The organism is Sulfitobacter faviae, assembly GCF_029870955.1.
GTDB classification, from domain to species: Bacteria; Pseudomonadota; Alphaproteobacteria; order Rhodobacterales; family Rhodobacteraceae; genus Sulfitobacter; species Sulfitobacter faviae.
Map to the genome: position 1 here is coordinate 2,799,121 of NZ_PGFQ01000001.1, position 15,932 is coordinate 2,815,052.

The window sequence follows — 15,932 nt, forward strand, 5'->3', positions numbered from 1 at the left end:
GCGGGGCGGGTTCAACCGCCTGCGGGCAGGTGGCGGGCAATGAGGTCGGTAAAGTCTTCGGGAGCTGTCAGCGCGTCGATATCGGTGGGGGTGATGGTCACACCCCATTTCGACATGGCGGCGTAGCGGGGTTGGCGGTGCGACAGGGCGGCGGCATAGGTCCAGCGGATGAAATCGTCGGGGTTCACCGCGTCCTCGGTGATGTTCTTTTCGGCCAGATAATCGGCCCATGCCCGGGCGAGGAATTCGGGCTGATAGGCCATCGGCTTGGGCGCTTTGTCAAAGCGGCGGATAAGTTCCTCGGTATGGGCTTCGTCGCCCTTGATCCAGACCAGCAGACATTCCTCGGCCAATTGCCGCAGGAGCGGGTCGTTCGGGTCTTCGGGGTCGACCCATTCGCAGATCGAGCCACCGGTGTCGCAGATGAAATGCGGATAGCCATAGAGCGCTTCGGCGCGGGTGGCGAAATAGGCGGTGTCTTGCAGCGCGCTGATCTCGGCCCGGCGGAAAGCCTCTTGCCGTTTGGCGTATTCTGCCATCGGCAGCCCGCCGCGCGAAGGGTCGCCCGGTTTGCCCAGCCATGTGGCCACGGGCGACAGGTTGTCGAAGGTGATGTTTGAGCCGATGTAGATGCTGTCGCTCAGCAGCAGATCGCGCAGGAAGGGCACTTTCATCGCCTCGGCTTTGGCGTTGTCGGCGATGAGTTCGCCCAGGTAACGGGTGCCGATGCGGTAGTCGATGGAGTAGTGAAACCAATCCCCGCTGGCGCGCAGCAGGCTAGAGAGATGGGTCTTGCCCAAGCCCGACATGCCGAAGATCAGAACTTTGCGCCGCGGCGCCGCGCGCCAATCGTCAGCCGTGGGGTAGAGCATGTATCACCAAGGTTAAGTGCTTCGTTTCCCCTGACTACCCCAGTGTTTCACCAGACGCCAGATGCGGCCATCGAGCACCAGAAGCCCAAGTGCGAGAAGGGCGAAACCGCCATAGGCAGCGGGGCGCAGGGTCTCATCACGCAGCCATGCGCCCAGCAGGATCGCCACGGGGGCGACCAGCAGTGTCACCAACATCAGGTTGCTGCTGCCCGCCATGCCGAGCACGCGGTAATAGAGCAGATAAGCCAGCGCCGTCGCGGCCAGCGCGTAATAGGCGATGGCGACGAGCGTGGCCGGGGCGAGGTTTAGGGTCAGTGGCCCCTCCGCCACCCATGCCAGCGGCAGCATGACCAGCGTGGCGCCGGTGAGCATCCCGGCGGCGGCCAGTTGCGGCGGCTGGCCCGGCAGCAGTTTGCGCGCGCAGACACCGGCCATGGCATAGGACATCGCCCCGCCCAGCACGGCCAGTTGTGCAAGGCTGCCGAGGTCGAAATTCGTGAGATTTTCCAGACCGATGGCGGTGCTGACGCCCGCGAAGCCGAGGCAGACGCCAATCGCCTTGCGCGGGGTGATCCGCTCATCCGCCAGAAAGATCGCCGCGGCCAGCACGCCAAAGATCGCGGTGGCGGCATTGAGGATCGAGGTCAGCCCCGAGGGGATGTGCAACTGCCCCCATGCCATCAGCGAGAAGGGGATCACATTGTTCAAAAGCCCCATCAGCAGGAAGGCCGCCCAGATGCGCGGGTCGCGCGGCAGTGGCAGGCGCATGGTGGCGACGGCGGCCCAAAGCACCAACATCGCCCAGAACACCCGATGCGCGACCGAGGTCAGCGGCCCGATCTCATCCAAGGCCACCCGCACGGCGACAAAGGACGCGCCCCAGAGCAGGGCGAGACAGCCCATTTCGATCCAAGCGCGCGGGGGATGGTTTTCTGTGTGATCATGGCTTGGGTTTAGGCTGTTCCACGGATCGGCACGACCCGAAAGATGCGCATGCATAAAAAACGCCGCCCGAGGGTCTCGGGCGGCGTAATCTCGACGGGTCTGGTGTGGATCAGAAGGTGAAACCCACTTTTACACCAAAGGCCAGAGCATCGTTGTCTTCGAACTCGCCCGAGGCATTCGTACCGTTCAAAGTTGTCTCTGCATCACCGATGTTGACGTAGCGCACGCCGGTGGTGATCTTCATGTTGTCGCGGGTATAGACGGCGGCCAGTGCAAGGCTCTTGTTGCCATCGGTCGGCCCGAGGTTGGAGGCGAACCCGCCGTTGGACTTCTCATAGCCGACGGAGGCCGAGACCGACCAGTTGTCGTTCAGACGGCGGCCCACGCCGAGCGAGTAGGTGAAAACGTCGTCATCGTAGCTGACGAGCGAGCCGCCCGTCGCGCCTTGGTATTGGGCGGGGGTGATGTCGAAGGAGGACCAATCGACCCAGCGGATGCCACCAAAAAGCAACGTGTCGGCGGCGATGCCGGTCTGGAAATCAAGGTTCACCGACTGCGGGGTTTCGATTTCGGTCGTGCTCATGATGGCGCCGAACTCGGTCGTGTCGACCTCGTGGTCGATGCTGGAGCTATAGGTCAGCGCGACACGCATGGCGATGTCGGGGCGCTCATAGGCGACACCCGCAACATAGCCGACGCCGGTGTCACGCTCGCCGTTCACCGTATAGCCGGCGACGAAGGGCACAGCTGCGACCGCTTCGATGGTTTGGACGCGCAGACCGCCGTGAACGCTGAAGTTCTCGTTCATGCGGTAGCGCAACAGGCCGGTTATCGCGTGGCTTTCCAGATCCGCTTGGGCACCTTGTGCATAGTAGCCGGTGGGCGTGGGGTAATCGACATCCGCGCCGAACGGCTGATCATAGATGATCGCATAGGACAGCTTGTCGTTGATGTCGGCCTTATAGGCTGCGCCAAACTGGAGATAGCTGGAGGTCATATCGCCGGAGCTGACATTCGACAGCGATGGCGGCGGCACCGCCATTGTCGACGTCCCGCTGGTGGATGGATCGATATGCCCAAAGCTGAACTCCGCATAGCGGCCGCTTTCAAACAGGGCGTTGATGGATTGGCCCGACCGATCGATGCCGCCAGCGTGAACGATTGCCGTAGATGCCAACAGTGCCGGAATTGCCAAGAAATAGGTTTTCATTTGCTCTCCTCCCAAGACTTCTGTGCGGATCCTCCCCGGCACAGGTTGGAAACGATCTAAGCGGATTGCTGCCGTTTGCGTCAATCGCTGACCTTGGGTCAGGCTGGAATCTGGGCCAACATTACTTGGGGTGTGCTTTGCGGGTCTCAAACCAGATATTGAGATAGTTGCCCGCAAAGATGATCCCGGCCCCGACAAAGACCCAGATATCCAGCGCTTCGGCATAGAGAAGCATGCCCACAATCGCGATGGCCGGTAGGCGGACGAAATCAATGGGCACCACCACGGTCGCGGGGGCAAGGCTTAGTGCGTTGGTCAGGCAGTAGTGCGCAAGCAGCCCGCAGGCGCCGACCAGCAGCAGGAAGGGCGTCGTCTCAGCCGTGGGGCTGGCGATATCGCCATCGTAGCCTGCCGCGATCAGGCCGAACAGCAGTTGCAACGTGGTGAGATAGAAGAGGATCGTGGTGATCCCTTGGGTTCGCGTCAGCCATTTAGTCAGCACATTGGTCAGGGCAAAGAAGACGGCGCATCCCGCCGCCGCCAGAATGCCGGTGTTGAGGTTGCCGATATCGGGGCGCGCCACGATCAGGATGCCGATGAACCCCATGATGGCGGCCAGCGCCCGTGTCGCGGTCAGCCGTTCGCCCAGCAGGAAGATCGACAGGACGATGACCCATAGCGGCGACGTGAATTCCAACGCGAAGACCTGTGCCAGCGGGATCAGCGACACGGCGAAGAACCACAGGTTCTGCCCGGTGAAATGCGCAAGGTTGCGCAGCAGTTGCAGGCCGAAGTTGCGGGTGTTGATCTGCCGCCACGCGCCCGTGGCTCCGGCGAGCGACAGGACGATGATCACGCCAATCACGCTGCGGTAGAGCATGACCTCGAAAGTGTCGAACCGCGCCGAGAGTTCGCGCCCCGCCACGGCCATGGTGGAGAATGACCCGATGGAGCCGATCATCCAGAGTGCAGCGCGAAAGGTGGGGCTCATGTGGTTTCTGTGATCTGATAGTCGCGGGCGATCCCGGCGGTGAGCCGCGCCCAGTTCGATGCTGCGGCACGGGCCTGATGCGCCTCAAAGGCCGCCCGGTCGGTAAAGAGCTCCGCGACCTGCCAGACAAGGGGATCGTCGGTCGGGGTCACGTCGAAGCTGAGGCATCCCGGCTCGGCCCGGGTAAGACGCAGATGCGCGTCAAGCCCTGCGCGCACCCGGTCCGCCTCGGCCCGGGTGGCGCAGCGTAGGTGGCCGGTCAGGGCCACCCGCAATTTATTCCCACTCGATGGTGCCCGGAGGTTTCGAGGTGATGTCATAGGTCACGCGGTTGATGCCCGGCACCTCATTGATGATCCGTGTGGCGGTTTCGCCAAGGAAATCATGCGAGAAGGGGTAGTAATCCGCCGTCATCCCATCGACTGAGGTCACCGCGCGCAGGGCGCAGGCGAAGTCATAGGTGCGGCCATCGCCCATCACGCCCACGGTGCGCACCGGCAGGATCGCCACGAAGGCCTGCCAGATATCGTCATAAAGCCCATGGCGGCGGATTTGGTCGATATAGACCGCATCGGCTTCGCGCAGGATGTCGAGCTTCTCGCGGGTGATCTCACCAGGACAGCGGATCGCAAGACCCGGCCCGGGGAAGGGGTGGCGACCGATGAAGGAGGGCGGCAGGCCCAGCTCGCGGCCCAACTCGCGCACCTCGTCCTTAAACAGCTCGCGCAGCGGCTCGACCAGTTTCAGGCCCATCTTTTCGGGCAGCCCGCCAACGTTGTGGTGGCTCTTGATGGTGACAGAGGGCCCGCCGGAGAAGGAGACGCTCTCGATCACGTCCGGGTAGAGCGTGCCTTGGGCAAGGAAGGTCGCATCGCCCACTTCCTTGGCGTGTTTCTGGAAGACGTCGATGAAGAGCTTGCCGATGATCTTGCGCTTGGTCTCGGGGTCCGAGACGCCGTCCAGCTCGCCCAGGAAGAGTTCCTGCTCATCCGCGTGGATCAGCGGCATGTTGTAATGGTCGCGGAACATGGTGACGACCTCTTCGGCCTCACCTTTGCGCAGCAGACCGTGGTCAACGAAAACGCAAGTCAGCTGGTCGCCGATGGCCTCATGGATCAACACCGCGGCGACGGAACTGTCGACCCCACCCGAAAGGCCGCAGATTACCTTTTGGTCGCCGACCTGCTCGCGGATCGCGGCGATGGCCTCCTCACGATAGGCGCTCATGGTCCAGTCGCCCTTGAAGCCCGCCAGACGCACGAAGTTCTCATAAAGGCGCGGACCGTTGGGGGTGTGATGCACCTCGGGGTGGAACTGCACTGCGTAGAAGTGACGCTCCACATCCGCGGTGATGGCGAAAGGCGCGTTGGGGGAGGTGCCATAGACCTCGAACCCCGGGGCGATTTTGCTGACGTGGTCACCATGACTCATCCAGACCTGTTCGCGGTCGGTGGCGAACCAGCCTTCGAGCAGATCAAGCTGTTGGCCCGTGGGGGTGACAAAGGCCCGGCCGAATTCAGCGGTGCCATGGCCGCGCTCCACATGGCCGCCAAGGCAATGCATCATGACTTGCTGGCCATAGCAGATGCCAAGGATCGGCACGCCCAGTTCAAAAACAGCCTGCGGCGGACGCGGCGCGCCTTCGGCAAACACCGAGGACGGGCCACCCGACAGGATCACCGCCTTAGGCGCGAATTCCTTGAGGAAGGCTTCGTCCACCGTGTTGAACGGGTGGATTTCGCAAAAGACATTCAGCTCCCGCAGGCGACGCGCGATAAGCTGCGTGACCTGGCTGCCGAAGTCGATGATGAGAAGGCGGTCATGGGTGATATCTGTCATGGGGCTGTGATTAGGCCCGTGCGCGCGCTCTGGCAAGTCTCTAGCAGGCCGAAGACCAGTGCCGCCTGCGTTTAATTCGCGCAAGTGGCGCGGGGACGGCACGCGATGTCGCTTTTTGCCGCTAGGGGGCGTTATCCGCGCGAAGCGCCTGCCGGGAATGGGGTAGTGACGGGCCAAGACTTGTGGGAAGGAAAGAGCAATGGCGGAATCAGCACGACGGGCACGCGGCGGTGGTGGTGCGGCAAGACGCGCGGCGCGCACAGCCGTCTCTTTCGAGACAGCGCGCTATATCGAGCGGAATATCCCGAACTTCGAAGTGCTGACCGAAGAGGCGCTGGAGATCATCGAACAGAACGCCGATGCGGTGCTGGAAGAGATTGGCGTGAACTTCCCCGACAACCCCGAGGCATTGGCGCTCTGGCGTGAGGCCGGGGCCGATGTTCAGGGGGAGCGGGTGCGTATCCCACGGGGGCTGGCACGCAAGCTCTGCTCCACCGCGCCTTCGACGATCACCCAAGTGGCCCGCAACCGAGATCGGGATGTGGTGATCGGGGGGAGGAACCTTGTCCTCGCCCCCGTCTATGGCCCGCCCTTCGTGCGCGATGCCGCAGGGGGGCGGCGCTATGCCACGATGGCGGATTTCGAGAAGTTCGTTAAACTGGGCTATATGTCCAAATGGCTGCATCACTCGGGGGGACGGTATGCGAGCCGACAGATATCCCGGTGAACAAACGTCACCTCGATATGCTGCATGCCCATATGACGCTGAGCGACAAACCCTTCATGGGATCGGTGACCGAACCCAGCCGTGCGCAGGATTCCGTCGATATGTGCGGTATCCTCTTCGGTAAGGATTTCGTGCAGGAAAACACGGTGATGACCTCGCTCATCAACATCAACTCGCCGATGACCTTCGACGATGTGATGATGGGCGCGCTCAAGGTCTATGCCGAGAACAATCAGGCCTGCATCATCTCGCCCTTCATCGTAGGCGGTGCCATGGCCCCGGTGAGCGTGGCGGGCACGCTGACACAGGTCTTGGCCGAGACGCTGGCGGGCATCGCCTATAGCCAGCTTGTCCGCCCCGGGGCGCCGGTGATCATGGGGGCTTTCGTCACCTCCATCGATATGAACAGCGGCGCGCCCACATTCGGCACGCCCGAGGCTGCGCATATCACCTATGGCGCTGGGCAACTGGCCCGCCGGCTCAACCTGCCGTACCGCAGCGCCGGGTCTTTCACCGGCTCGAAACTGCCCGATGCGCAGGCGGCTTATGAGACCTCGAACAGCCTAAACATGGGGCTGCTTTCGGGGGTGAACTTCATGCTGCACGCCTGTGGCTGGCTGGAAGGGGGCTTGTTTCCTCTTTCGAGAAATTCGTCATGGATGCGGATCAACTGGGCACGTTGCATCACCTTGCCCGTGGGGTGGAGATCGACGTGAACGCACAGGCCATGGACGCGATCCGCGAAGTGGGGCCGGGGGGGCATTACCTCGGCTGCGCCCATACGCAGAGCAATTTCCGCGATGCCTTTTGGAAGTCGGATCTGTTGGACTACAAACCTTTCGAGACTTGGTCGGACGAGGGCGCGCGCGACACGCAGAGCCTTGCCACCGCGCGGGTCGAAAAGATGCTGGCCGACTATCAGCAGCCCGCGCTGGATCCAGCCATTCGCGAAGCGCTCGATGCCTTTGTCGCAACCCGTAAGGCGGCGGAACCCGATAGCTTTAGCTAAAGCTTTGCGGCGGGGGCGATCCCCCGCATCGCAGATCAGGCGCCGGGCATCATCGCGGCCTTCAAGAACCGCGCCTCGCCGACCATGGCAATAAGAACATCTACATGGCGGATCAGGCTATAGCTTGCATCCGCCGTCTTGCGCTGGGTGTCCAACGCGGCCTCGATCTCGATCAGTTTGATCAGCGCGGTGCCGTGGCGTGGCAATATACCAAAGCCCAGTATCCGTGGCAAATGGGTGCCGCGGCGGTAGTCTTCGGCCCCGATGCGGGCGGCCCGCATCAAGAGGCGCGGGCGGTGAAGTCTTTGCAACATGGTCAGTAGATCTTGCATCAAAGTCTCCGATTTCTGAGGGGTGAATCACCCCGGGTCGGCGAAGTGTTGCACAACCTTTCCGGGTGTTGCGTGTTGCGGGTTCCCGGCGAACGGCGCCTTTCGATGGCGTTTACCTTTTGGAAACAATCATTGCCAAATGCGACGATTTTAACGAACGGGTAACCAAAACATCCATAGGTTGTGAATAACTCTGGGGATAACTCACCCAGCTTGGGGACCCGCCAAAATGGAAGTGGCAGTCAATTGAAGGCGCATCACCAAATTCAACAGTCCGTCCTGCCGGGATGGGTGCCGCACGGAGCCCTGCATTACCTCGCACATACGGAGACCGGCGCCCCGATCCGGGCCTTGGCACGCCAAGCTGGCTGTCATGCCTCGACCATCATGCGCCAAATCCGCCGTATCGAGACACGGCGCGACGATCCGCTGGTGGATGCCGCCCTGCGCAGGCTCGGGGCCGTGCGGCGCGCCTTGGATTGTACTGCTGGCCCCCAGCAGGAAAGACAGCGACAATGACCAAACCCGCCGCCCCCCTTCTTGACGAAGACACCTTCGCCGCCGAGGCGCTGCGCGTCCTGCGGCGCCTGCATGAGGCGGGCGCGATCCTTGCCGTGGCTGAAGGGATGGAAAAGGCCGTCGTCCTGCGCGAGACGGACACCGGCCCCGGCGCACGCACTGCCGTGGTGGACAGCGCCGTGGCGCAGGCGATGGCGCTAAAAGATTGGATCGCGCCGGGCAGCACAGGCCGGGTGACACGCTATCATATCACCAGCGCGGGGCGCGCGGCGCTGCGGCGCATGCTTGAAGAGCAGGGCGCAGCCGCAGACGGCTTTGCCGAAGATCAGACCGCCTTTCTGGGCGGGCCCGACGCGCCCGCCGCAGACCTAGGCGCAGATGCGGATACGGCCCCGCGCCGTGGCCGCTATTGCCTGTCCGAAAGCCCGCTTTCGACCCTCGCACGGCGGCGCGACAAATCCGGCGCACCCTTCTTGAACGAGGGGCTGGTCCATGCGGGCGAAAGGCTGCGCGAAGATTTCGAACTGGCGCAGATGGGCGGTGAGGTTACGCAGAATTGGGACCATTTCCTGACCCCCGGCGCCAAACCCAGCGGCGGGCGAGATGGGGCAGGCGCCATGGCCGCGGCGGAGGCGCGCAAGAGGGTGGCCGATGCCATGGCCGACCTCGGCCCCGGCCTGTCGGACGTGGTGCTGCGCTGTTGCTGTTATTTGGAAGGGTTGGAGACCACCGAAAAACGGCTCGGTTGGTCCGCGCGTTCGGGCAAGATCGTGCTTCGGATCGCGCTCATGCGGCTGAAGCGGCACTACGATGAAACCGTGGGGCCAGGCGGCCCAATGATCGGGTAAATGCCGGTCGGGTAAAGAAGGGGCGGCAGGATGATAATCCTGCCGCCCCGTTGTTTTAGTCTGCGACCTTCACCGGCGTCTCATCTGTGACCGAGATCGCCACTTCGTCTTTCTCGCAAGCGGCACGCACACCGGCGGCATAGTCGGGGTGCACTTTCTCAAGCACCGCATACCAGCGTTCTTTCACCGACTGCGAACAGGGCGCCATGGCACCGGCCATGTTCTCGTGCAGACGGTCACGCTGCGCCTGATCGAACACCTCGGTATAGAGCTTGCGCGGCTGGATGTAATCGGCATCCGCCTCTTCCTGCACATACCGGTCCGCATCGCCCGAGATGCGCAGCGGTGGTTCTTGCACCGATGGATCGGGACGGGCCGAGCCTTCGTATTGGTTCGGCTCGTAATAGGCGTCCGGGTGGCCGGTCTGCTGCGGGAAGAACCGCATCGCGCCGTCCTTGTGGTAGTGATGCATCGGCGCGGCCTTGGGCGCGTTCACGGGCAGGGCCTCGTAATGCGTGCCGAGACGGTAGCGGTGCGCATCCGCATAGGAGAATACCCGCGCCTGCAACATCTTATCGGGCGAGAAGCCGATGCCGGGGATTTTGTTCGACGGCGAATAGGCAGCGTTCTCGATGCTCTGGAAGTAGTTGTCAGGGTTGCGGTTGAACTCCAACATGCCGACGGGGATCAGCGGGTAATCCGCATGCGGCCAAACCTTGGTCAGGTCGAAGGGGTTGAAGCCGCAGGTCTCGGCCTCTTCCTCGGGCATGACTTGGATGTTCAGCTCCCATTTCGGGTAGTCACCGCCTTCGATCGCGTTGAAGAGATCCTCTTGGAAGTTCTCACGGGTGGAGCCGATCAGCTTTTCCGCGTCTTCATTGGTGCGGTTGCGGATTTCCTGCTGGCAGCGGAAGTGGAACTTCACCCAGTGACGCTCGCCCTTGGCGTTCCACATCGAATAGGTGTGGCTGCCGTAGCCGTGCATATGCATTGGGTTCACCGGGATGCCACGGTCGGACATCAGGATGGTGACCTGGTGCACACATTCGGGCTGCGCCGCCCAGAAGTCGAACATCGCCTCGGGCGACCGCAGGTTGGTGCGCGGATGGCGTTTCTGGGTGCGGATGAAGTCCGGGAATTTATAGGCATCGCGGACAAAGAAGATCGGGGTGTTGTTGCCCACAACGTCCCAGTTGCCCTCTTCGGTGTAAAATTTCACCGAGAAGCCGCGCACGTCACGCTCACTGTCGGCGGCGCCAAGCTCGCCCGCCACGGTGGACCAGCGCGAGATGATTTCGCAGGTCTTGCCCACTTCGGAGAAGATCGCAGCACAGCTATATTGGCTGATGTCATGGGTGACGGTGAAGGTGCCCTCGGCGCCCCAGCCCTTGGCGTGAACGGCACGCTCAGGAATGCGCTCGCGGTTCTGATGGGCGAGCTTCTCGATCAATTGGTAGTCGTCCAGCAGGACCGGGCCACGGGCGCCCGCGGTCTTGCTGGTGTCGTTTGTCGGCATCGGTGCGCCGGCGGTGGTGGTGAGACGCTTGCTCATCTTGGGTTCCCCTCGGTTACTGTCTGACAGCAAGATGATCGATTCCCCCCATAATTTCCAATTGCAGTTTTATAAAATTGCGATAGGTAAAAGTTATGAATTTTACCCTGAAACAACTCGAATACTTTCGCGCGCTGGCGACCTTGGGCAACTTCGGGCGGGCGGCGGAGGCGAGCAATATCTCCCAGCCAGCGCTTTCGGTGCAGATCCGCAGTTTGGAGGAAACGCTCGGCGGGCGGCTGATCGAGCGGCAAAGTCGCGCTTCGGTGCTCACGCCCTTGGGCCGCGAGGTGCTGACCCGCGCCGAAGATATCCTGCGCCGCGCCAAGCTGCTCGAGGCCACGGCGCGGGAGCAGGTGGGGCTGGCGGGCACGTTGAATCTCGGGCTGATCCCGACCGTGGCACCCTATCTTTTGCCCGGCGTGCTGGCCGCGTTGCGGGCGCAGGATATCTCGCTTCGGGTTGAGGTACGCGAGGCGCAGACGGATCAATTGCTGGCCGATCTGCGCGCCGGGGCGCTGGACGCGGCGGTGATGGCGGTGCCCTCGGGTGAAACGGGCCTCGCAGAGGTGCCGCTTTTCGAGGATCGCTTCCTGCTGGCCGGGTCCGCCGACCGGATAGCGGGGGCGGATGTCGCCCGCCCGACCGATTTGGCCCGCACACCGCTGATGTTGCTGGAGGATGGCCACTGCCTCACCGATCAGGCGCTGGAGGTTTGCCAGCGCGACCGCACGCAGGCGGGCATTCACACCGGGGCCTCCTCCCTCGCCACGCTGTCGCGGCTGGTGGAGGCGGGCTTTGGCATGACCCTGATGCCCGAAATCGCCGCCAAGACCGAGCTTGATGCCGCACCGGGGCTGCGCCTGCACCGTTTCGGCGCGCCGGAACCTGCGCGGCAAATCGGGCTCGTCCGCCGGGCGGGCACGCCGGGCAGCGGTTGGGCGGCGCAACTGGCCGAGACGCTGAAGGAAGTGGGGGAGGGGCTGACCGGAGAACTGCGCGCGAAATACTAGGCGCTGTGGGGCCTGCCGGGTCAAAGGGAGCGTGTCAAAAGGACCGGGCCAAAGGGCCCGATCCGGTCACATGAAAGAGCGCTTAGGCCGCTTCGGTTTGTTTCTGGTTCTCGAGGTATTCCAGCAGGGTCTCAGGGCTGGAAACGCCGTAGGGGTCTTCGTCGTGGTTGTCACGGATGCCGGGCTCTTCGAACCATGCTTCGATCTGACCATCGTTGATGATCGCCGCATAGCGCCAGCTGCGCGGGCCGAAGCCAAGGTTGTCTTTGGCGACCAGCATGCCCATGCGGCGGGTGAATTCGCCCGAACCGTCAGGGATCACGTCGATGTTCTGGACGCCCTGCATCTCTTTCCACTTGTTCATCACAAAGCTGTCGTTGACCGACAGGCAATAGATCGCGTCGATGCCATGCTCTTGGAAGGCGGCGAAATTGTTTTCGAACCCGGGCAGCTGGTAGGTGCTGCAGGTCGGGGTGAAGGCACCGGGGAGGGAGAAGAGCACAACGCGCTTGCCTTTGAAGAAATCATCGCTGGTCTTGTCTTCCCAGCGGAAGGGGTTGGACCCTTCGATGCTTTCGTCGCGCACGCGCGTCTTGAAGGTGACGTTGGGGACATTGATACCGGGTTTCATCGCGTCTCTCTTTCTCGGATTGGAATCTTTGCGGCTTGGTAGCCCATATAAGAAGCCTCGGCAACTCTCGCAATGCTGCAACTGCATTGTAATTTTTCAGTTACATATCAACGTTCTAAATCAACGGTCTAGGGCGATGCCGCCTTTGCATGGCCGCCTTGTCGCGGGGGCGTATGCAGTAGGTGGCCATCGGGTTAAGGACTGTGATAAACAAGGCGCGACACAATGATCAGAGGCCCCCGATGCGCGATCTGAAGATACCCGAACAGCGCCACCCCGAAAAGGCGCGCAAGCCCGACAACGCCCAGCCGAAAAAGCCGAGCTGGATCAGGGTCAAAGCGCCCGGCGGCAAAGGCTATGCCGAAACCGCGCGGATCATGCGCGACAACAAGCTGACCACGGTCTGCGAAGAGGCGGGCTGCCCCAATGTCGGGGAATGCTGGTCTCAGGGCCACGCAACGATGATGATCATGGGCGAGGTCTGTACCCGGGCCTGTACCTTCTGCAACATCGCCACCGGTAAGCCGCCCGAGGCGCTGGACGTGTTCGAGCCGGGCCGCGTGGCCGAAGCGGTCGCCAAACTGGGGCTGAACCATGTGGTCATCACGAGCGTTGACCGCGACGATATCGAAGACGGCGGGGCGGAACATTTCGCCCAGACGATCCGCGCCGTGCGCCACCGCAGCCCCGACACGACAATCGAAATCCTGACACCGGATTTCATCCGCTGCGGTCCCGAAGCCCTTGAAAAGGTTGTCGAAGCGCGACCTGATGTGTTCAACCACAACCTTGAAACCGTGCCGGGCCTCTATCCCGAGGTGCGCCCCGGCGCGCGCTACTTCCACTCCCTCCGCCTGCTTCAGCGGGTCAAGGAGTTGGACCCGTCGATGTTCACCAAATCGGGCATCATGGTGGGTTTGGGCGAAGATCGCCAAGCGGTCATTCAGGTCATGGAAGACATGCGCGCCGCTGACATCGATTTCCTGACCATCGGCCAGTACCTACAGCCGACGCCCAAACACCATGCGCTGGACCGTTTCGTCACCCCCGAAGAGTTCACCTCTTACGAAAAGGCGGCCTACGGTAAGGGCTTCCTCATGGTCTCGGCCACGCCGCTGACCCGGTCGAGCTACCACGCGGGTGACGATTTCGCGCGGCTGCGCGAGGCGCGTAACCGCAAACTGGGTATTGCCTGATCGAAAAGACGCGCCCGGCGCTAACCGCCGGGCAGGGCCTTGAGGTAGGCCGCAATCGCTTCGCGGTCGCTTTCGGGGAGCTGCGCGAGGTTGCTGACCACCTCGGCCATCTCACCGCCCGCGCTGTCGTATTCCGGCGTGAAGCCGGAGGTGAAATAGGCTACGAGATCGGGCTTTGACCAATCAAGCTGATCCGGTGTGATGCCGGGAATACGCCCCTTGCCCGAAGGGTTCGGCGCGCCGGTCAGCCAAGCGCCCCGGTCAAGCGCGCCCAAGGCATTGCGCGGGGTGTGGCATTCGCCGCAATGGGCAAGAGCTTCGACCAGATAACGCCCGCGTTCGACCTCAGCATCGGGCGCGTCGCTCATCACGAAATCATCATGTGAAAACAGCGCCTTCCATGCGCCAAGCCCGCGACGGATGTTAAAGGGGAATGCCACCTCATGCGGCAGGCTCGGCGTATCCGAGGCGGGCAGGGTCTGCATATAGGCAAAGAGGTCCACCACATCCTGCGGGGCGAGGTGTTGGTAGGCCGTGTATGGAAAGGCGGGGTAATAATGCTGCCCCTCGGGCGAGACACCCCGCGTCACGGCACGGGCGAACTCCGGCAGGGTCCAGTCACCGATGCCATGCTCTGGATCGGGGGAGATATTGGGCGCGTGGAAGGTGCCGAAATCACTGGCGAAGGGCAGCCCCCCGGCCAGCACCAGCCTCTCATCCTCTTCACTTTCGGGCGCAGCGTGGCAGGAAACGCAGCCGCCAGCGGCAAAGACCAGCGCGCCCGCCTCCGGGTCCGGTGTCAGCCCGGCACCATAGGAAGGCTCAAGCGGATTGGGCCGGGTGAGCGCCCAGCCAAGGGCCGCGCCGAGAGCGGCACAGCCCAGCAGTACTGGAATGACCCGTCGCAAGGATCAGTTCTTGGGGCCGCGGTAATCGTCATGGCAAGCGCCGCAAGCCTTGCCGATTGCGCCCATGCCCGCCCTCAGCGCGTCCAGATCGGTGCCCGCGGCCTCGATCATATCCGCGCTGGCGGTTTCCAGCGCCATCAGCGCTTCGTTGAACCCTTCGGCATCGCTCCAGATTTCGGCCTTGGCGCGGGAACCTTCGACGGCGCCTTGCTCGGTCCCTTCAAGCCAGAGGGTGCCCGGCGCGAAACCGGCGGCGGCGTTCAGATTGGTCGCGGCGGCGGTGGCCATCTCGGCGTTATACTCCGTCTCGCCCTTGGCCATGCCGCCCAGAATGCCGGTATGATAGGCAATCAGTTGCATCTGCGCATGGCGCGCGTTCACCGCCGCACTGGCGGCTTTCTCACTATGGCTGGCGGCGAAGCCTGCGGTGGCAATCAAGGCGGCGCTGATACCAATGGCGGTAATGCTTTTGGTCAAATGCATGGTCATCTCCCTTTTCTTGCCGCAGCGTAACATGGCAGGGGCAGGTCGCAAAAAACAAAAATGTGATCAGCGGGATAAGACTGCGGGCAGGGTCAGAACCGGCGGGGGATACGTTCGGCCGTGGCCCAGTCAGGCCAATAGCCCAGCCATTCGACAAGCCCCACGGCCAAAGCCGCCGCGATGATCGCAAAGACCAAGATCACCCGTTTGCCCGAAGGTGGATTGCGCGCCCATTGGGACATGCGCAGCAGCCACCGCGGGTCCATCACGTAAAGCGGACTTTCCCGATGAAGGGCAGGTTGCGGTCGCGTTGGGCAAAGTCGATGCCATAGCCCACAACGAATTCATCGGGAATTTCAAAGCCGGTCCAATCCGCCTTGAGGTCGACCTCACGCCGGGTGGGTTTGTCAAGCAGGGCGATGGACTTCAACCGCGCAGGCTCACGGGAGCGCAGCAGGTTGGTGACATGGTGCAGCGTGTGGCCAGTGTCGACGATATCTTCGACAACCAGCACGTCGCGCCCTTCGATGGCCCCGCGCAAGTCTTTGAGAATGCGCACCTCTCGGCTGCTCTCCATGCCGTCGCCATAGCTGGAGGCTTCGAGGAAATCGACTTCGATCGGCAGGTCCAACTCACGCACCAGATCGGCGATAAAGACGAAAGAGCCGCGCAGCAGGCCGACCACGACCAATTTATCGGTGCCGTTGAATTCACCGTGAATCTCACGGCAAAGATCTTCGATCCGCGCCGCGATGGCCTTGGCCGAGATCATTTCGTCGATGACATAAGGCCCGTGTGCCATGGTTTTGCCCTTGAATCTGCGGGGTTGAGACGTGAAATAGGGGGTTAACCCGCAA

The 15,932-nt window shown here is 62.5% G+C and carries 15 protein-coding genes and 2 pseudogenes; 4 read left to right on the top strand and 13 right to left on the bottom strand.

From position 1 onward, the window contains the following. Positions 1 to 11: 11 nt before the first annotated feature. The 6 genes from CUR85_RS14490 to guaA form a co-directional block, all read right to left on the bottom strand. Positions 12 to 872: an ATPase gene (locus CUR85_RS14490; RefSeq protein WP_067266866.1), complete on the bottom strand. Its 861-nt coding sequence runs from the start codon at positions 870 to 872 to the stop codon at positions 12 to 14. 12 nt (positions 873 to 884) lie between these two features. Continuing rightward, positions 885 to 1,871 (bottom strand): DMT family transporter, encoded by a 987-nt coding sequence (locus tag CUR85_RS14495; protein ID WP_343245457.1) that lies wholly within the window; start codon positions 1,869 to 1,871, stop codon positions 885 to 887. Positions 1,872 to 1,926: 55 nt separating this feature from the next. Continuing rightward, complete coding sequence (locus CUR85_RS14500; protein WP_067266864.1) at positions 1,927 to 3,027, bottom strand: OmpP1/FadL family transporter; 1,101 nt, start codon at positions 3,025 to 3,027, stop codon at positions 1,927 to 1,929. 121 nt (positions 3,028 to 3,148) lie between these two features. After that, a complete protein-coding gene (locus CUR85_RS14505; protein ID WP_067266862.1) occupies positions 3,149 to 4,018 on the bottom strand; it encodes a DMT family transporter in 870 nt (289 codons plus the stop codon). After that, the gene (locus tag CUR85_RS14510) at positions 4,015 to 4,287 is read right to left on the bottom strand and encodes a putative quinol monooxygenase (RefSeq protein WP_136720310.1); all 273 of its coding nucleotides are present in this window, start codon (positions 4,285 to 4,287) and stop codon (positions 4,015 to 4,017) included. The genes CUR85_RS14505 and CUR85_RS14510 overlap by 4 nt, the downstream gene beginning before the upstream one ends. Positions 4,288 to 4,294: 7 nt before the next feature. Next, a complete protein-coding gene (guaA, locus tag CUR85_RS14515; RefSeq protein ID WP_067266859.1) occupies positions 4,295 to 5,857 on the bottom strand; it encodes a glutamine-hydrolyzing GMP synthase in 1,563 nt (520 codons plus the stop codon). Positions 5,858 to 6,056: 199 nt separating this feature from the next. Here guaA and CUR85_RS14520 point away from each other — a divergent pair. Further along, positions 6,057 to 7,593 (top strand): annotated as a pseudogene (locus CUR85_RS14520) (trimethylamine methyltransferase family protein). Between the two features lie 35 nt (positions 7,594 to 7,628). Here CUR85_RS14520 and CUR85_RS14525 read toward each other — a convergent pair. After that, positions 7,629 to 7,925 (bottom strand): DUF6477 family protein, encoded by a 297-nt coding sequence (locus CUR85_RS14525; protein ID WP_067266855.1) that lies wholly within the window; start codon positions 7,923 to 7,925, stop codon positions 7,629 to 7,631. 279 nt (positions 7,926 to 8,204) lie between these two features. On the opposite strand from CUR85_RS14525, the pseudogene CUR85_RS14530 reads away from it, so the two are divergent. Beyond that, positions 8,205 to 9,292, top strand: a pseudogene (locus CUR85_RS14530) (DUF6456 domain-containing protein). 55 nt (positions 9,293 to 9,347) lie between these two features. Here CUR85_RS14530 and CUR85_RS14535 read toward each other — a convergent pair. Next, positions 9,348 to 10,844 (bottom strand): catalase, encoded by a 1,497-nt coding sequence (locus CUR85_RS14535; protein ID WP_067266854.1) that lies wholly within the window; start codon positions 10,842 to 10,844, stop codon positions 9,348 to 9,350. A 95-nt stretch (positions 10,845 to 10,939) separates the two neighbouring features. Here CUR85_RS14535 and CUR85_RS14540 point away from each other — a divergent pair, with 95 nt between their 5' ends. Beyond that, positions 10,940 to 11,857: a hydrogen peroxide-inducible genes activator gene (locus CUR85_RS14540; RefSeq protein ID WP_067266852.1), complete on the top strand. Its 918-nt coding sequence runs from the start codon at positions 10,940 to 10,942 to the stop codon at positions 11,855 to 11,857. A gap of 82 nt (positions 11,858 to 11,939) precedes the next feature. On the opposite strand, the gene CUR85_RS14545 is transcribed toward CUR85_RS14540, so the two are convergent. Then, positions 11,940 to 12,488 carry a peroxiredoxin gene (locus CUR85_RS14545; protein WP_067266850.1) on the bottom strand — a complete coding sequence of 183 codons (549 nt, stop codon included), beginning with the start codon at positions 12,486 to 12,488 and terminating at the stop codon, positions 11,940 to 11,942. 242 nt (positions 12,489 to 12,730) lie between these two features. On the opposite strand from CUR85_RS14545, the gene lipA reads away from it, so the two are divergent. Then, a complete protein-coding gene (gene lipA / locus CUR85_RS14550) occupies positions 12,731 to 13,684 on the top strand; it encodes a lipoyl synthase (protein WP_067264040.1) in 954 nt (317 codons plus the stop codon). A 20-nt stretch (positions 13,685 to 13,704) separates the two neighbouring features. On the opposite strand, the gene CUR85_RS14555 is transcribed toward lipA, so the two are convergent. The 4 genes from CUR85_RS14555 to hpt form a co-directional block, all read right to left on the bottom strand. Continuing rightward, positions 13,705 to 14,592 carry a c-type cytochrome gene (locus CUR85_RS14555; protein ID WP_067264043.1) on the bottom strand — a complete coding sequence of 296 codons (888 nt, stop codon included), beginning with the start codon at positions 14,590 to 14,592 and terminating at the stop codon, positions 13,705 to 13,707. A gap of 3 nt (positions 14,593 to 14,595) precedes the next feature. Then, entirely contained in the window at positions 14,596 to 15,075 is a 480-nt protein-coding gene (locus tag CUR85_RS14560) for a c-type cytochrome (RefSeq protein WP_082852041.1), read from the bottom strand. Positions 15,076 to 15,167: 92 nt separating this feature from the next. Further along, positions 15,168 to 15,341 carry a hypothetical protein gene (locus tag CUR85_RS14565; RefSeq protein WP_169306063.1) on the bottom strand — a complete coding sequence of 58 codons (174 nt, stop codon included), beginning with the start codon at positions 15,339 to 15,341 and terminating at the stop codon, positions 15,168 to 15,170. Then, positions 15,341 to 15,877 (bottom strand): hypoxanthine phosphoribosyltransferase, encoded by a 537-nt coding sequence (gene hpt, locus CUR85_RS14570; protein ID WP_067264049.1) that lies wholly within the window; start codon positions 15,875 to 15,877, stop codon positions 15,341 to 15,343. The genes CUR85_RS14565 and hpt overlap by 1 nt, the downstream gene beginning before the upstream one ends. Positions 15,878 to 15,932: the final 55 nt, after the last annotated feature.

Coding starts and splice junctions, on each gene's coding strand:
- CUR85_RS14490 (WP_067266866.1), bottom strand. CDS start 872: ATGCTCTACCCCACGGCTGACGATTGGCGCGCGGCGCCGCGGCGCAAA.
- CUR85_RS14495 (WP_343245457.1), bottom strand. CDS start 1,871: ATGCATGCGCATCTTTCGGGTCGTGCCGATCCGTGGAACAGCCTAAAC.
- CUR85_RS14500 (WP_067266864.1), bottom strand. CDS start 3,027: ATGAAAACCTATTTCTTGGCAATTCCGGCACTGTTGGCATCTACGGCA.
- CUR85_RS14505 (WP_067266862.1), bottom strand. CDS start 4,018: ATGAGCCCCACCTTTCGCGCTGCACTCTGGATGATCGGCTCCATCGGG.
- guaA (WP_067266859.1), bottom strand. CDS start 5,857: ATGACAGATATCACCCATGACCGCCTTCTCATCATCGACTTCGGCAGC.
- CUR85_RS14525 (WP_067266855.1), bottom strand. CDS start 7,925: ATGCAAGATCTACTGACCATGTTGCAAAGACTTCACCGCCCGCGCCTC.
- CUR85_RS14535 (WP_067266854.1), bottom strand. CDS start 10,844: ATGAGCAAGCGTCTCACCACCACCGCCGGCGCACCGATGCCGACAAAC.
- CUR85_RS14540 (WP_067266852.1), top strand. CDS start 10,940: ATGAATTTTACCCTGAAACAACTCGAATACTTTCGCGCGCTGGCGACC.
- CUR85_RS14545 (WP_067266850.1), bottom strand. CDS start 12,488: ATGAAACCCGGTATCAATGTCCCCAACGTCACCTTCAAGACGCGCGTG.
- lipA (WP_067264040.1), top strand. CDS start 12,731: ATGCGCGATCTGAAGATACCCGAACAGCGCCACCCCGAAAAGGCGCGC.
- CUR85_RS14560 (WP_082852041.1), bottom strand. CDS start 15,075: ATGCATTTGACCAAAAGCATTACCGCCATTGGTATCAGCGCCGCCTTG.
- CUR85_RS14565 (WP_169306063.1), bottom strand. CDS start 15,341: ATGGACCCGCGGTGGCTGCTGCGCATGTCCCAATGGGCGCGCAATCCA.
- hpt (WP_067264049.1), bottom strand. CDS start 15,877: ATGGCACACGGGCCTTATGTCATCGACGAAATGATCTCGGCCAAGGCC.